Annotated in this window: 13 protein-coding genes; 8 read left to right on the forward strand and 5 right to left on the reverse strand. The window is 61.2% G+C overall.

Features of this window, described 5'->3' with window-relative positions:
- Positions 1 to 171 precede the first annotated feature (171 nt).
- Complete coding sequence (locus C8C92_RS27635; protein ID WP_207780959.1) at positions 172 to 486, reverse strand: winged helix-turn-helix domain-containing protein; 315 nt, start codon at positions 484 to 486, stop codon at positions 172 to 174.
- On the opposite strand from C8C92_RS27635, the gene C8C92_RS01615 reads away from it, so the two are divergent.
- Positions 485 to 2,491, forward strand: a complete 2,007-nt coding sequence (locus C8C92_RS01615) for a sensor histidine kinase (RefSeq protein ID WP_165829238.1) — start codon at positions 485 to 487, stop codon at positions 2,489 to 2,491. The genes C8C92_RS27635 and C8C92_RS01615 overlap by 2 nt on opposite strands.
- A gap of 527 nt (positions 2,492 to 3,018) precedes the next feature.
- Here the strand turns inward: C8C92_RS01615 and glmU are convergent.
- Entirely contained in the window at positions 3,019 to 4,395 is a 1,377-nt protein-coding gene (glmU, locus tag C8C92_RS01620; RefSeq protein ID WP_116742855.1) for a bifunctional UDP-N-acetylglucosamine diphosphorylase/glucosamine-1-phosphate N-acetyltransferase GlmU, read from the reverse strand.
- Positions 4,396 to 4,420: 25 nt separating this feature from the next.
- Here glmU and C8C92_RS01625 point away from each other — a divergent pair, with 25 nt between their 5' ends.
- The 5 genes from C8C92_RS01625 to C8C92_RS01645 all read left to right on the forward strand — a co-directional run bounded on the left by C8C92_RS01625 (position 4,421) and on the right by C8C92_RS01645 (position 7,652).
- Entirely contained in the window at positions 4,421 to 5,326 is a 906-nt protein-coding gene (locus C8C92_RS01625) for a DUF6279 family lipoprotein (protein WP_207780960.1), read from the forward strand.
- Positions 5,327 to 5,396: 70 nt separating this feature from the next.
- On the forward strand, positions 5,397 to 6,056 hold the full coding sequence (rsmD, locus tag C8C92_RS01630) for a 16S rRNA (guanine(966)-N(2))-methyltransferase RsmD (RefSeq protein WP_116742856.1): 660 nt from the start codon (positions 5,397 to 5,399) through the stop codon (positions 6,054 to 6,056).
- A 112-nt stretch (positions 6,057 to 6,168) separates the two neighbouring features.
- Entirely contained in the window at positions 6,169 to 6,666 is a 498-nt protein-coding gene (coaD, locus tag C8C92_RS01635; RefSeq protein ID WP_034752633.1) for a pantetheine-phosphate adenylyltransferase, read from the forward strand.
- 14 nt (positions 6,667 to 6,680) lie between these two features.
- Complete coding sequence (locus C8C92_RS01640) at positions 6,681 to 6,944, forward strand: YfhL family 4Fe-4S dicluster ferredoxin (RefSeq protein WP_070303217.1); 264 nt, start codon at positions 6,681 to 6,683, stop codon at positions 6,942 to 6,944.
- A 111-nt stretch (positions 6,945 to 7,055) separates the two neighbouring features.
- Complete coding sequence (locus C8C92_RS01645; RefSeq protein WP_099761196.1) at positions 7,056 to 7,652, forward strand: chalcone isomerase family protein; 597 nt, start codon at positions 7,056 to 7,058, stop codon at positions 7,650 to 7,652.
- Between the two features lie 73 nt (positions 7,653 to 7,725).
- Here C8C92_RS01645 and C8C92_RS01650 read toward each other — a convergent pair whose 3' ends face one another.
- Positions 7,726 to 8,031, reverse strand: a complete 306-nt coding sequence (locus tag C8C92_RS01650; protein WP_099761194.1) for a hypothetical protein — start codon at positions 8,029 to 8,031, stop codon at positions 7,726 to 7,728.
- Between the two features lie 192 nt (positions 8,032 to 8,223).
- Here C8C92_RS01650 and C8C92_RS01655 point away from each other — a divergent pair, with 192 nt between their 5' ends.
- Positions 8,224 to 9,204, forward strand: coding sequence for a LysR family transcriptional regulator (locus C8C92_RS01655; protein ID WP_034752642.1), 981 nt, complete (start codon positions 8,224 to 8,226; stop codon positions 9,202 to 9,204).
- A gap of 51 nt (positions 9,205 to 9,255) precedes the next feature.
- Here C8C92_RS01655 and C8C92_RS01660 read toward each other — a convergent pair whose 3' ends face one another.
- On the reverse strand, positions 9,256 to 10,815 hold the full coding sequence (locus C8C92_RS01660) for a methyl-accepting chemotaxis protein (protein WP_116742857.1): 1,560 nt from the start codon (positions 10,813 to 10,815) through the stop codon (positions 9,256 to 9,258).
- 202 nt (positions 10,816 to 11,017) lie between these two features.
- Complete coding sequence (locus C8C92_RS01665) at positions 11,018 to 11,473, reverse strand: Lrp/AsnC ligand binding domain-containing protein (protein ID WP_010393827.1); 456 nt, start codon at positions 11,471 to 11,473, stop codon at positions 11,018 to 11,020.
- A 207-nt stretch (positions 11,474 to 11,680) separates the two neighbouring features.
- Between C8C92_RS01665 and putA the strand changes: the two genes are divergently transcribed.
- Positions 11,681 to 15,334 carry a trifunctional transcriptional regulator/proline dehydrogenase/L-glutamate gamma-semialdehyde dehydrogenase gene (putA, locus tag C8C92_RS01670; protein ID WP_116742858.1) on the forward strand — a complete coding sequence of 1,218 codons (3,654 nt, stop codon included), beginning with the start codon at positions 11,681 to 11,683 and terminating at the stop codon, positions 15,332 to 15,334.
- The last annotated feature ends 19 nt before the right edge of the window (positions 15,335 to 15,353 follow it).

Genomic DNA, 15,353 nt, shown 5'->3' on the forward strand with positions numbered 1-15,353 from the left:
GATTATCCACCGCTTGCCCACATGCTTATACGCGTCTTGCGCACCGTTTATACGGCACTTTTACACAGGTTTATGCACAAGCAGACTGCGCTCCATGAGCGATGGCAGGACGATTTTTCTCCAGCAGTCTCCAGACTGGACGAGGCCGTACCCCGGCAAGCGTGTTGCCACTCATTCATACCCACGAGCGAGGCATTGCCACGGTGACTTTTGCACCGCTTTCCCACAGCTTGCCAACAGGCTTTTGCAGCACTTATCGACAGGCTTATCCACAGCCGCGCGCAGAGGGAACAAGAGGAAATTCTCGCCCAGCGACTGGACGATCTGCTGGCGGCTGACGATACGCTCCGGTTCGGCCATCAGGGCGTGCAGCACCGTCACATCCTGTTGCGACAGCGCAATGGCGTCGCCTCCGGGCGGCCCTCTTGGGCAGGTAATAGCAAGCCGCAGGGGCGTCATGCCCCGCATGGTAAGCTCCTGCGCCATGAAAATCCTGCTCGCCATTGTCCTGTTGTTCACCACCCTGCAAGCGCTGGCCGGGGCGGCCGCGCCCGTGTCGGCGCCAGTGCTGCTGCCAGCCAGCGGTCAACCCGTGTCGGCCAGCGGCCACATGCAGATGCTGCGCGACCCCTCCGGCCAGCTGGGTCCGCAGGCCGCACTGGCCGCGCCCGGCTGGCGGCCGCTGCCTGGCGCCGTCAGTGCCGGCTATACGCAGGATGCCATCTGGCTGCGCCTGGAGGTGACGCGCGCGGCGCAGTCGCCCGATGAATGGGTATTGCGCTTTAGCAACGCCGTGCTCGATGACGTGCGCCTGTATCGCCAGGACCAGGCCGGACACTGGCTGCGGCAAGAGGCGGGCGCCGACGTGATCCGCGACGCCTGGCCCATCGATGCGCGCCAGGTGGTGTTTCCCGTGCAGTTGCAAGCAGAACAGCCACAGCGCTGGTTGATACGCATGCAGAGCAAGAAAGCCATGTCGACGGAGCTGACCTTGCTGCCCAGCGATGCCTTCGACAACGCCTCGCGCCGCGAATACCTGTACTACGGCTTGCAGTTCGGCAGTTATTTGCTGCTGATCCTGTTCCATATCTTTTTCTGGCGCATGACACGCGAAGCCCACAGCGGCTGGTACCTGCTGTATGTGTTGACGAATGCCACCACGGAAGCGCTGACGATCGCCATTCCCCAGCAAATCTTCGCCATGCCGAACGGCTTGTCCGATCCCATGCTGGGCGTATCGATGGCCATGTCGATTGCCGTCGGCGCGCGTTTTTCCACCTTGCAGCTGGAGCTGCCCGCCCTGTATCCCCGTTTCAGCCGTGCCGTGGTGGGCATCACGGCCGCCGCCGCCCTGTTCGGGGCGTTGCTGGTGCTGCGCGGCGACTATGCTGCAGGCGTGCTGGTGGTGCAAATGACGGCCTTGCCGCTGATCGTGCTGTTCATCGGCCTGGCCAGCTGGCTAGCGCTGCGCGGCCATCGCCCGGCGCATGCCTTTCTGTTCATTTTCGGCATCTTCTACGCCGGTGTCATCATCAGCTTCCTGCGCAACATGGCGATCGTGCCACCGAATTTCTGGACCAACCATGCGGCCACCCTGGGTGCCTTTGTCCACATGATGCTGATGAGCCTGCGCCTCAACCGCCGCTACGCGGAATTGCGCCGCGCCAAGGACAGGGCACAGGCCGAAGCCGTGCGTGCCGTGCGCGCCCTGAATGAACGGCTGGAAGAACAGGTGGCGCGGCGCACGCTGGCGCTGCAACAGGAAATCGGCCGGCGCGCCGCGCTCGAAGGCGAATTGCGTGCCGCCCTGGAAGTGGAAACCCGCACGCGCGAAGAACAGCAGGATTTCGTTGCCATGGTGTCGCATGAATTTCACACGCCGTTGGCCATCATCAACACCACGGCCCAGCAGATTGCCCGCAACACGGAGGCGCCACGGGAAAAAACCCTGCAGCGCTGCCAGAACCTGCGCGAAGCGAGCGGCCGCATGACGGCACTGGTGGATGAATACCTGAGCGCAGACCGCATGGAAACGAGCGCGGCGACGTTCCGTCCCCAGCCATGCGACTTGCGCGCCCTGCTGCACGCCCTGCTGGCCGAATGGCCCGACGGCCGCATCGATGCCAGCGTACAGGCGCTGCCCGACAGCGTCGTGGCCGATGCCAGCCTGCTGCGCGTGGCCCTGCGCAACCTGCTCAGCAATGCTGACCGGCATGCGCCGCAAACCCAGGCGATTCGCGTGCAAGCCGCCACGCTCGATGACGGCGGCGTGCAAATCGTCGTCAGCAATGCCGGCGAGCCTCTGCCTGCCGATGAAATCCCGCGCCTGTTCCAGAAATACTTCCGCGGCCGCATCGCCCAGCACAAGCCTGGTGCAGGATTGGGCCTGTACCTGGTACAGCGCATCGCCGAATTGCACGGCGGCCAGGTCACCCTCGACAGCGCCGGCAACAACGGCACCATCAGCTTCGCCCTGCGCCTGCCCGCCTGATGGCCCCGGCTTTCCCGACTGAATCAGTCGGGAATCGCTGAGGTTTGCCCAACTTCACATTCTATCCTTCTGCTGCGCCTGCACAACCTGGACCAGCGCAACGCCGTGTATCCTGGTGCCGGGCCAGGCCTGCCCTGATCGATGGCAGTACTTGCACACATGCTATCCACCGCCTATTCACGCGCTTTTCCACAGGCTTACCCACAGCAACCACAGGCAAGCCGGTGGCAAAAAGACAGTTATCCCCACTTGTACCCAGACTATCCAGCGCTTATCCGCAGCCTTACGCACAGACTTATCCACAATACAGGGATAAGTGCCGCGACGCTGCTGATGGCGAGCGGCAATCGAAGAAAAAGGCAGCGACAGGCGCATGCCAGGCAGCAGGAAGAAACTTGCCAACAGCTTATGCACGGGCTTACACACAGGCTTATCCGCCACTTGTGCAGCGGCTTACCCACATAGTTATCCACAAATAAAAAAGGCAGGCCGCGCGGCCTGCCTGTGAGCAAAACGGAACGTTGCGCTTACTTCTTGATTTTCACGGGGCGCGTCCAGCCGTCGATGGTCACTTGCCGTGCGCGCGAGACCGTCAGCTTGCCGGCCGGCGCATCTTTCGACAAGGTCGTACCGGCGCCCAGAGTGGCGCCCTTGCCGACGGTGACGGGCGCGATCAGCTGGCTGTCGCTGCCGATAAAGGCGTCGTCTTCAATCACCGTGCGGAACTTGTTCACGCCATCGTAGTTGCAGGTAATCGTGCCGGCGCCGATGTTGACCTTCGAGCCGATAGTCGCATCGCCGATGTAGGCCAGGTGGTTGGCCTTGCTGTGCGCGGCGATCTGGCTGTTTTTCACTTCCACGAAGTTACCGATATGCACGTCTTCCGCCAGGACCGTGCCGGGGCGCAGCCGCGCGTAGGGGCCGATGATGGAGGCGGCGCCGACGACAGCGTCCTCGATATGGCAAAACGGCTTGATGTGCGCGCCAGCGGCCAGCGTGGCGTTGATGATGACGTTGTTGGCGCCCACGCGCACGCCGTCGCCCAATTCAACACGGCCTTCAAACACGCAGCCGACGTCGATGGTGACATCGCGGCCGCAAATGAGTTCGCCGCGCACGTCGATGCGGGCCGGATCCAGCAGGGTCACGCCCCGCTCGAGCAAGTCTTGCGCGATATTGTTCTGGTGGATGCGTTCCAGCTGCGCCAGTTGCACCTTGCTGTTAACGCCCGCCACTTCCCACACGGCAGCCGGGTGGGCCGAGGTGACGGCCACGCCATCGGCGACGGCTTGCGCGACGATATCGGTCAGATAGTATTCCCCCTGCGCATTGTCGTTCGACAAGGCCGACAACCATTGTTTGAGCTGCACGGTGGGCGCGACCATGATGCCGCTGTTGATTTCGCGGATGGCGCGCTGTTCTGGCGTGGCATCCTTTTCCTCGACGATGCGCACGATGGCGCCGTGCTCGCGCACGATGCGGCCCAGGCCAAAGGGATCGTCCTGTTCCACGGTCAGGATGGCCAGCTTGTCGTTGCCGGCCGCCTGCACCAGTTGCTGCAGGGAGGCGGCGCTGGTCAGCGGCACGTCGCCGTACAGGATCAGGGTCGGCACGCTGTCATCGAGCAAGGACACGGCTTGCTGCACCGCATGGCCGGTGCCCAGCTGCTGCGCTTGCTCGGCAGCGTCGATCTGCACGGCATGGTTCATCTTGTAGCCGTCGAGCAACTTCAGCACGGCGGCGCCCCCATGCCCGTAAATCACGCATAATCGGGACGGCGCCAGGCCGCGCGCCGTGTCGATGACGTGCGACAACAGCGGCTTGCCCGCCAACGGGTGCAATACCTTGGGCAGTGCCGACTGCATGCGTTTGCCCATACCGGCAGCGAGAATGACAACGTTCATAGACCGTCTTTTATAAGTTAAGAATATGCAAAAGTTTAACACGCAGGCCCCCATTTCCACGCCCGTCAACCGCTTTACCTATGCCGTGCTGGTCATCATGCTCGTCGTCATGGCCGGCTGCAGCGGCTTGCGCCTGGCCTACAACAATGGCGATACCGTGCTGTACTGGTGGCTGAACGCGTATGTCGACCTGGACCGCGACCAGAAGGGCTGGGTGCGCGACGATATCGACAAGCTGTTCGACTGGCACCGCAAGACGCAATTGAAGGATTACGTGAACATCCTGCGCACGGGCCAGAAGCAGCTGCAAGGCAATATCACGCAGGCAGACCTGATGAGCGACTACAGCGAGATCAAGCAGCGCACCCAGGCGTTGCTGCTGAAGGCGGCGCCCGAACTGGCCGACCTGGCGCACTCGCTCAAGCCCGAGCAAATCGCGCAGATGGAAAAGAAGTTCAAGTCGAACAATGACGATTACCGCAAGAAATACCTGAGCGGCGACCAGGAGAATCGCCAGAAGCTGCGCTACAAGAAAGCCATGGAGCAATTCGAACTATGGTTCGGCAGCTTCAGCAGCGAGCAGGAAGCGATCATCCGCAAGGCGTCCGACGCGCGTCCGCTGAACAATGAGATCTGGCTCGACGAACGCATGCGGCGCCAGCAGAACGTATTGAACCTGGTCAAGAAAGTCCACCAGGAAAAACTCGGCAAGGAAGCGGCCGCAGCCTTGATCACGACGTTGATCAAGGACAGTTTCGAGCGCCTCGAACATTCCGAGCGCAAGGCCTTCTTCGATGCCTACGAAAGCAGCACGGCGCAGATGGTCTTGACGGTGATCAAGATCGCCACGCCGGCGCAAAAAGCCCACGCCGTCAAGCGCATGCAGGGCTGGATTGACGATTTCAATTCCCTGGCCACACAAGCCAAATAGACAGGCAGCGCCAGCAGGGGAGAGGGGGGCCATATGCTATAGTGGCCGCCACCGAATTGAAGAAATCCCCATGCAAAAGAAAATTAAAAAACCCGCCAAAGTCCCCGTCCACCACGCGCCGCCACCGAACCAGGTGCGCATCATCGGCGGCCAGTGGAAGCGTTCCGTGTTGCCTGTTTTGCAGGCACTGGGGCTGCGCCCGACACCGGACCGCGTGCGTGAAACCGTATTCAACTGGATCAATCACTTGCGCGACGGCGACTGGGCCAACGCCCAGGTGCTGGACCTGTTCGCCGGCAGCGGCGCACTGGGCTTCGAGGCGGCCAGCCGCGGCGCGGCGTCCGTCACCATGGTCGACACGCACACGCCCGTGATCCGCCAACTGGAAGAAAACAAGGTGAAATTGCGCGCCGAGAATGTGCAACTGCTGCGCGGCGACGCCCTGCTGACGGCGCAAGGCCTGGCATCGCGCGGCCAGCGTTTCGACCTGATCTTCCTCGACCCGCCCTACCAGCAGGATTTCCTGGCCAAAGTGCTGCCCTTGTGCGCCAACCTGCTCAAGGAAGGCGGCATGGTCTACGCGGAATCGGGCTTGCCGCTGATCTTCGACGAGAGCAGCGAACTGGACAAGCCCGAGTGGATGGCGCCGTGGGAAGTGATCCGTGCCGACAAGGCGGGCACCGTTTATTATCATTTGCTAACTTACAACAAAATGACGGCAACTGCCTGAATCTGCCTATAAATGAGGCAAAAAACCTCCCTGGCCCGAGGCGCAGCACCAAGGTGGTCACCAATTTCAGGCATAATGCGCGTCTATATTGGTGCATCATCAGGGAGCCGCAATGGTTGTAGCCGTTTATCCAGGAACATTCGATCCGCTCACGCGCGGTCATGAAGATTTGGTGCGCCGCGCATCGGGTCTGTTTGACAAGCTGATCGTCGGTGTGGCCGACAGCAAGAACAAGCAACCGTTTTTCTCGCTCGACGAACGCCTGGAAATCGCCAACGAAGTCCTCGGCCACTATCCGAATGTGCAAGTGGAAAGCTTTTCCGGCCTGCTCAAGGATTTCGTGCGCAAGCATGAAGCACGGGTCATCGTGCGCGGCTTGCGCGCCGTCTCCGACTTCGAATACGAATTCCAGATGGCGGGCATGAACCGCTACCTGCTGCCCGATGTCGAAACCATGTTCCTGACACCGTCCGACCAGTACCAGTTCATTTCGGGCACCATCGTGCGCGAAATCGCGGCACTGGGCGGCGACGTTTCCAAGTTTGTCTTCCCCTCGGTGAACCGCTGGCTGCAAAACAAGATTGCCGCCAACGCTGCATCATCGCAATAAGTAAGAGTGAAATCATGGCATTACTGATCACCGACGAATGCATCAATTGCGACATTTGCGAGCCCGAATGCCCGAATGACGCGATCTACATGGGCGCGGAAATCTATGAAATCGATCCCAACAAGTGCACCGAATGCGTCGGTCACTTTGACGAGCCGCAATGCCAGCAAGTGTGCCCCGTCAGTTGCATCCCCTTCAATCCCGCCTGGCGCGAAAGCCCGGAACAATTGATGGCCAAGTACGAACGCCTGCAGGCGGAGCTGCCCGCCAAGCCCTAAGCTTTTCTCCCCGCCATTTCTGAGCCACTTCTGCGTGGCGCCAGCTTCTGCCAACTGTTCTACACTGTGTGCTGACTTATCCACAGCCCATGGTTTCCACGGAGGTAGAAGATGCAAATAAGCACATCCCGTTTGGGCCGCTCCCTGGCTTGTGCCTGCCTGTGCGCTGCCCTGGCACAAGCAGCGCTGGCCGTCGAGGTGGGCGGCGTCAAACTGGACGAGACCGTGCAGCTGGCCAGCCGCGAATTGAAACTCAACGGCGCTGGCGTGCGCTACAAGGTCATCTTCAAGGTCTACACGATTGCGCTGTACCTGCCGGAAAAGAAAACCCAGCTGGCCGACATCCTGGCCCTGCCCGGGCCGCGCCGTCTGGAAATCGTCATGTTGCGCGACATCACTTCCGACGAGCTGGGTCACGCCTTCATGCAGGGCTTGAAGCGCAGCTCCGAGCAGGCTGACCGCACGCGTCTGCTGAGCCAGACGATGCAGTTCGGCGCCATGTTCGCCATGGTGCCCGGCCTGAAAAAAGGCGACATCCTGACGGTGGACTGGCTGCCGGAAGAGGGAACGTTGTGCAAGCTGAACGGCAAGCAGGTGGGCGACACAGTGCCGGACCTGGCCTTTTACAATGCGTTGCTGAAGATCTGGATCGGCGCCCATCCGGCCGACAGCTTGCTGCGCGCCCATTTGCTGGGCGATATGGCCTAAAGCGGCCTGAACGAAAACGCGGGCGTAAAAAAGCCGGCTCGCGCCGGCTTGTCATTCTGCAACAGTTCTCTGCTTACGCGCGCGTCGACAGGGCGCGCAATTCAGCGGCATTGCTGGGCGACACGCCATCCATCTTGCCCAAGGTGCGCTTCAAGGCTTGCGCTTCGCGCATCTGCTGGCGCGCCAGGCGCTCTTCTCGACTCAGCTTGGGACGCACCACCAGCACCATGGCGCGGGCGATACCCACCAGCAAAGGCTTGAACAGCAGGGCGAACGCGCCCACGGCGACGATCACCAGCACGAGTTGCAGGGCGTTGAGCAGGGAAATTTCCAGCACGGGTGCGGATACTGCGTACAGGGCGGCGGCGAAGGTAGACATACTGTTCCAGTGCATTATAGAATTTGCCAGTACTATAGTGCAGTGCAACATATAAATCTAATTCCATTTCTTGATACCAATTATATGAATCGTGAATGGAAAACGGTAATATTTTTTGACGAGTGAAAATATTCGCGCGCGGCGCGGTTTACACTCTCAAGTAATCAATTCAACTTTTATCTTGGGCTTTCCATGAGTTTTCTGACGCTGGATCTGAACTTGCTGCGTGTTTTCGACGCCGTCATGACGGAACAAAACCTGACGCGCGCAGCCGGCCACCTGGCGATGACGCAGCCGGCGGTATCGAACGCCATCAAACGCCTGCGCGAGAGCCTCGGTGACGAATTGCTGATCCGCACGGCATATGGCGTCAAACCCACGCCGCGCGCCGAAGCGCTGTGGCCATCCGTGCGCTCGGCCCTGGCCAGCCTGGAAGCGGCCGTCACGCCGGAAACCTTCGACGTGTCGAAGACCCACGCCACGTTCCGCATGGCCATGGCCGATGCGACCGCCGCCTTCTGGCTGCCCTCGCTGATGCGCTCGATCGAACGGGAAGCACCGGGCGTCAACGTGCGCATGATGCCGCTGACCACGCGCGAACCGCGCCCGATGTTGTTGCGCGGCGATATCGACCTGGCCGTGGGCTTCTTTCCCGGCGTGGCGGCGCAATTGTCGAGCGAAACGGGTTCGCCCATCCGCCATGAGCGCCTGTATTCCGGCAAATATGTGTGCGTGATGCGGCGCGGCCATCCGCTGGCCGACAAGGAATTGACCTTGGATAACTATTGCGCGGCGAACCATTTATTGGTGAGCTTTTCCGGCCGCGCGCATGGCTTGATCGACGAAGCGCTGTCGCAGATCCACCGCGAACGGCGCATCTTGCTGACGGTCAACCAGTTCTTCACGGCAGGCAGAGTCGTTGCCAATTCCGACCTGATCACCGTCTTACCGCGCCATCTGATCGCCTCGACGGGCATGACGGAGTCGCTGCTGTACAAGGATTTGCCACTGACCTTGCCCGCCGTCCACCTGGACATGCTGTGGCACGAGCGCGACGCCCGCAGCCCCGCCCACAAATGGTTGCGCAACCACCTGGAAAGCATGAACACGCCCACTTTACGCACGGCCACGGCGGCCGGTGGCGGCGTAGCGCCCAAGCCGCATATTGAGTAAGCGTAGCTGGCCCAAGAAAAAACGCCTGATGATCTCTCATCAGGCGTTTTGCTATGCGTGATTGCTGGACCGATAACCGATTCGGAAACCGCCCCAGTGCTTGCCATCGACGTGGATCGGCACGGATAAATCGTGCATGACTTCGCCCGTGTCGCGTTTATAGGTTTGCAACAGGAAGGCCTTGGTGTTGCTGCCGCAGCGCTTGCCCGTGCGGTCGCTGAAGATGCGCTTGGTGCGGTTATTCACCATATCGGTGGCGTAATCGCCCGTCAGCGGCTGGGAAAACTTCTTGTTGTGCGTTGGAAAATATCCATTGTTGTCGACGGCGCCCGCATACGCCAGATGGGGTAATGCCGCCAGCACGCCTTCCTGCAGGTCCGGCAGCACCTTGTCCGTAAACGCGTCGAACTTCGTGTTGTGCTTGGGCGGATTGGTGTTCGGGATGGGCCGGTAATGGCGGTCGAACAGCGCTTCGCGCGTGATGCGCCCCGAGGCGATGGCTTGCTCGAACAGTTTGCCCACCTCGCGCGCGGCGCGCTGGGCCGTCTCGCGGATTTCATCGTGCGGCGTGGCCACGCTCGATTCACCCAAAGCGCCGGCGATCGCCTCGGCCCGCTCTGCCAGGGCCATGGCCGACTGCGTGGCACGCGGCAATTCGACATTCGTCGACAGCATGCTGTCGCGGATTTGCTCGATGGCGTCGGCGATCAGCTGCGTCGTCTCGACGTGTTCGCGCGAGGCGCGGGCGATTTGCCCGATCGCGTCCTCGGACTCGCCCGACGATTCCTCGATATGGCTGAGAGAGGCATGCACGCTTTCCACATTGCGCGCCGCTTCCGTCACGCCCGCCGCCAGCGAACTCATGCCACGCGCAGCTTTTTCCGACTGTTCATTGATTTCGCGCACCATTACGCTGATTTCATCGGAGGCTTCCTTGGTGCGCTGCGCCAATTGCCGCACTTCCCCCGCCACCACGGCAAAACCACGCCCGTGTTCGCCGGCACGCGCCGCCTCGATGGCGGCGTTCAGCGCCAGCAAGTTGGTGCGCGCGGAAATATCGGAAATGGCTTCCGTAAAGCCCGTGATGCGTTTGGATTTGTCCTGCAAGCTCAGCATGGTGCTGGAGGCGCCTTGCGCTTCCTCGCGGGCCTTGTTGATGCGGCGCAGCCCCTGATCGACTTCGGCGCGCGCCGCCACGCTTTCCACGCGTACGCCGGCGGCCACCTTGGCGGCCCGTTCCGCGTTGGCGGCGATCTTTTCCGTCATCACGGCATTTTGTGCAGAACTGTCGGCGATGTCGCTGGCCGTGCGCACATCGAGTTCCACCTTCTGTTTGACGGAGTCGACAAAATACGAGGTTTCCGCCGCGCCGATCATGATGGCGTCGATGGCGTTGCCCACCGTGTCGGCAAACTGGTGCAAGCCCGGCTCGCCGCGTGGACGTCCGGCGAACGCCAGCAGCGCAGCGCCGATGGCGGCAGCCACGCAGGCAATCAGATAAGGATGGTCGCCGCCCGACAGCAGCAGCAGATAGGCCAGGCAACAGGCTACGGCCATGGCCAGGATCGTGAATGCAAAGAAACGCACCAGCTGATGCTGCAACTGCTTCATTTGTCCCCCGCTGCGCGAACCCGTCACGTCCGCGAAAGGGACGTGCTGTAACCGTATGCAGGTGGGCACGATTGCCCACCTTGCACCCTGAACATCACGTCTGCGCGGCGTTTCAGGCGGCTACTGGATAGCAGTGTGTAGTTCTACCCTACAACATTTGTTCCGATAGCTCAATCAGAAAAGTGGGGCGGCTACACCAAGGTCACTTAATTGGCAATTTGGTGGTGTTTTTGACCTCTTCCATGACGGCATAAGTGTGGGTTTCCCGCACACCTTTCTGCAACAGCGTCTTGCCCAGGAATTCGCGGTAGGCGGCCATGTCCTTGACACGCGCCTTGACCAGGTAATCGAAACCGCCGGCGACCATATGACATTCCAGTACCTCTGGAATGATTTGTACGCTATGCTTGAAGGCGTCGAACACTTCCGGTGTCGTGCGATCGAGCACCACTTCGATGAACACCAGCAGCGAGACGTCGAGCAGCTGCGGGTTCAACTGGGCCGTATAGCCCATGATGTAACCGGATTCGTGCAATTTGCGCACGCGCTCCAGGCAGGCGGCCGGCGACAGGTTCACGCGCGCGGCCAGCTCCACATTGCTGATGCGTCCATCGCTCTGCAATTCCATCAAGATTTTCTTACTGATCTTGTCCAGCATTACCATCACCCCCAAATTAATATTATTTGGTTAAATTGTCGCATCAAAAACTATCTATTGCTAGTCCCCTGTATTACCAGAATTAATCCATAAGAATCCCCTTTACAATCGAATCATCTTAACGTCCGACTTTCTGTATTTTTTTGCACCAAAAAAGAGCAAGAATTACGTCAGTTTTCGTCCCCTTTTTCCTTGTAAAGAGCGCTTATGCACCCTGCAGGCCCCTCGGCTTTTACCCCGCTTCCTTTTGCTGCGTTCCAGGCAGAAATCCTGCCTGAAGCGACACCACAACGCGCCGCCATCACCACCGCCTATAGGCGCGATGAGGTTTCCGCCGTGCAGTGGCTGTTGCAACAAGTGCGCCCCAGCAGTACCGAAACGACGGCCGAAGGGCAAGCGCTGGCGCACCGCCTCGTCTCAAACGTACGCCACAAACGCACACGCGCCTCCGGCGTCGATGCACTGATGCACGAGTTCTCGCTGTCGTCGGAAGAGGGTGTTGCATTGATGTGTCTGGCTGAAGCGCTGTTGCGTATACCCGACAGTCAGACGGCCGATCGCCTGATCGCCGACAAAATCAGCAAGGGTGACTGGAAGAAGCACCTGGGCGAATCGCCGTCGCTGTTCGTCAACGCCGCCACCTGGGGCTTGCTGATTACGGGCAAACTGGTCAGTACCAGCAGCGAATCGGGCCTCGGCTCGGCCATGACCAAGCTCATCGCCAAAGGCGGCGAACCGCTGATCCGCAAAGGCGTCGACCTGGCCATGCGCATGCTGGGTAACCAGTTCGTGACAGGGCAAACCATCGAGGAAGCGCTGAAGAACAGCCGCGAGAATGAAACGCGCGGCTACCGCTACTCGTACGACATGCTGGGCGAGGCGGCCCTGACGCAAGCCGACGCGGCCAACTACTATGCCTCGTACGAAACGGCGATCCATGCCATCGGCAAGGCCTCGAACGGGCGCGGCATCCGCAACGGCCCCGGCATTTCCGTGAAACTGTCGGCCCTGCACGCGCGCTACAGCCGCGCTCAGCGCACCCGCGTCATGGAAGAATTGCTGCCAAAGGTCAAAGCGCTGCTGTTGCTGGCCAAACAGTACAACATCGGCTTCAACATCGATGCGGAAGAAACGGACCGCCTGGAACTGTCGCTCGACCTGATGGAAGCACTGGCGTTCGATGCGGACCTGGCCGGTTTCGACGGCATCGGCTACGTGGTGCAGGCGTATCAAAAACGCTGCCCCTTCGCCATCGATTTCCTGGTCGACCTGGCGCACCGCAGCGGCCGCAAGTTCATGGTGCGCCTGGTCAAGGGCGCGTATTGGGATGCGGAAGTCAAACGCGCGCAAGTCGATGGCCAGGAAGGCTATCCCGTCTACACGCGCAAGGTCTACACGGACGTCTCTTACCTCGTGTGTGCGCAAAAACTGCTGGCCGCCAGCAGCCTGATCTATCCACAATTTGCCACGCACAACGCGCAAACCCTGGCGACCATCTATACCTGGGCGAAGCGCGACGGCATTAGCGACTATGAATTCCAGTGCCTGCACGGCATGGGCGAAACCCTGTACGACCAGGTCGTCGGCCCCGACAACCTCGACAAGCCGTGCCGCATCTACGCGCCCGTCGGCTCGCATGAAACCCTGCTGGCCTACCTGGTGCGCCGCCTGCTGGAAAACGGCGCCAACTCGTCGTTCGTCAACCAGATCGTCGACGAAAGCGTGGCCATCGATAGCCTGATCCGCGATCCCCTGGAGCAGGCGCGTCTGCAGGGCGGCTTGCCGCACCCGTCGATTCCACTGCCACTGGACATGTTTGGCAGCGAACGCAGGAACTCGGCCGGGCTGGACCTGTCAAATGAAGACACCTTGCGCACCCTGGCCACCGGCCTGGCACAGCAGCAATCCTGGCAGGCAGCACCGCTGATCGATGGCGCCGTCAGCCTGAATGGCCCCACGCACATGCTGCACAATCCGGCCCAGCACGACGATGTCGTGGGCAAGGTCATGGAAGCCGGTCCGGCCGACGTGGAAACGGCCCTGGCCAGCGCCAGCGCGTATGCCATCGAGTGGCAAACCACGGAGCCTTCGATCCGCGCGCAAGCGTTGCAACGCGCGGCCGACCTGTTTGAAGAGCACCACATCGAGCTGATGGCCCTGGCCGTGCGCGAAGCGGGCAAGTCCTTGCCGAACGCGATCGCGGAAATCCGCGAAGCCGTCGACTTCCTGCGCTACTACGCGGCGCAGGTGGAACACGCGCCGGCGACCCAGGCGCTCGGTCCCGTCACCTGCATCAGCCCGTGGAATTTCCCGCTGGCCATCTTCACGGGCCAGCTGGCCGCCGCCTTGGCGGCAGGCAATGTGGTGCTGGCCAAGCCAGCCGAGCAAACGCCGCTGATCGCCCACCGCGCCGTGCAATTGCTGCATGCGGCGGGCGTGCCGCGCGGTGCGCTGCAATTTTTGCCCGGCAGCGGCGAGATCGTTGGCGCCGGCCTGTGCAATGACGCGCGCGTGAAAGGCGTGATTTTCACGGGCTCGACGGAAGTGGCGCAATTGATCAACCGCAACCTGGCCGCGCGTGCCGTGACCGAAGGCATCGATATTCCCCTCATCGCCGAGACGGGTGGCCAGAATGCCCTGATCGTCGATTCGTCCGCCTTGCCGGAGCAAGTGGTGCAAGACGTGATGTCGTCCGCTTTCGATAGCGCCGGCCAGCGCTGCTCGGCCTTGCGCGTGCTGTTCCTGCAAGCGGAAATTGCCGACAAGACCATCCACATGCTCAAGGGCGCCATGCAGGAATTGCGCGTTGGCAATCCTGACCGCCTGGCCACCGATATCGGTCCCGTCATCGATGCGGAAGCGCAAAGCAATCTGCTGGCGCACATCAACAAGATGAAAACCATGGCCATCGACCATTATTCGCTCGATTTGCCGACCGTCAAAGGCACGTTCGTCGCCCCGACCGTGCTGGAAATCAAGTCACTGGCGCAATTGACGCAGGAAGTCTTCGGTCCCGTACTGCACGTGATCCGCTACAAACGCTCCGAACTGCCGCAACTGGTGCAATCGATCAACGACAGCGGTTACGGCTTGACCCTGGGCATCCATACGCGCATCGATGAAACCATCGATTTCATCACCAGGCGCGCGCACGTGGGCAATATTTATGTGAACCGCAACATCGTCGGCGCCGTCGTCGGCGTACAGCCGTTCGGCGGCGAAGGCAAATCGGGGACCGGTCCGAAGGCGGGCGGCCCCCTGTACCTGAAACGCCTGCAGCGCAATGCAGCGGCCGGCCCGCAGCACCAGCGCCAGGCGCCGCCAGCGCTCGATGCGCTGACCGTGTGGGCCAAGATGCATGGCCACGACAAGATCGAGCAACTGGCGCAGCAATACGCGCGCACGACCTTGCTGGGCAGCACCACCGTGTTGCCAGGCCCGACCGGCGAGCGCAATACCCTGAGCTTTGCCGCACGCGGCACGATACTGTGCGCGGCGGCCACCTCCGGCACCTTGATGAACCAGCTGGCGGCCGTGCTGGCCACCGGAAACCAGGCCCTGGTGCTGGCGCAATCGCCGGAGTTGATCCCGGGCGACTTGCCGGCCGCGCTGAAGGACCGCATCCAGGTCGTCAGCAGCCTGGCGTCGGTCGGGCATGATTTCCAGATCGCCATGATCGAGGCTAGTCTCGATGGCCAGCTCAAACCGCTGCTGGCGGCCCGGGAAGGGGCCCTGGTGGGCACCATCGCCACCACGCAGGAGGGTGTCATCCCCCTGTGGCGCCTGGTCGCTGAGCGGGCGCTGTGCGTGAATACGACGGCGGCCGGTGGTAACGCGAGTTTAATGATGCTCAGTGTCTAATATTTAAGCAGGTCATCAA

Source organism: Janthinobacterium sp. 78, assembly GCF_003096775.1.
GTDB classification, from domain to species: domain Bacteria; phylum Pseudomonadota; class Gammaproteobacteria; order Burkholderiales; family Burkholderiaceae_D; genus Janthinobacterium; species Janthinobacterium tructae.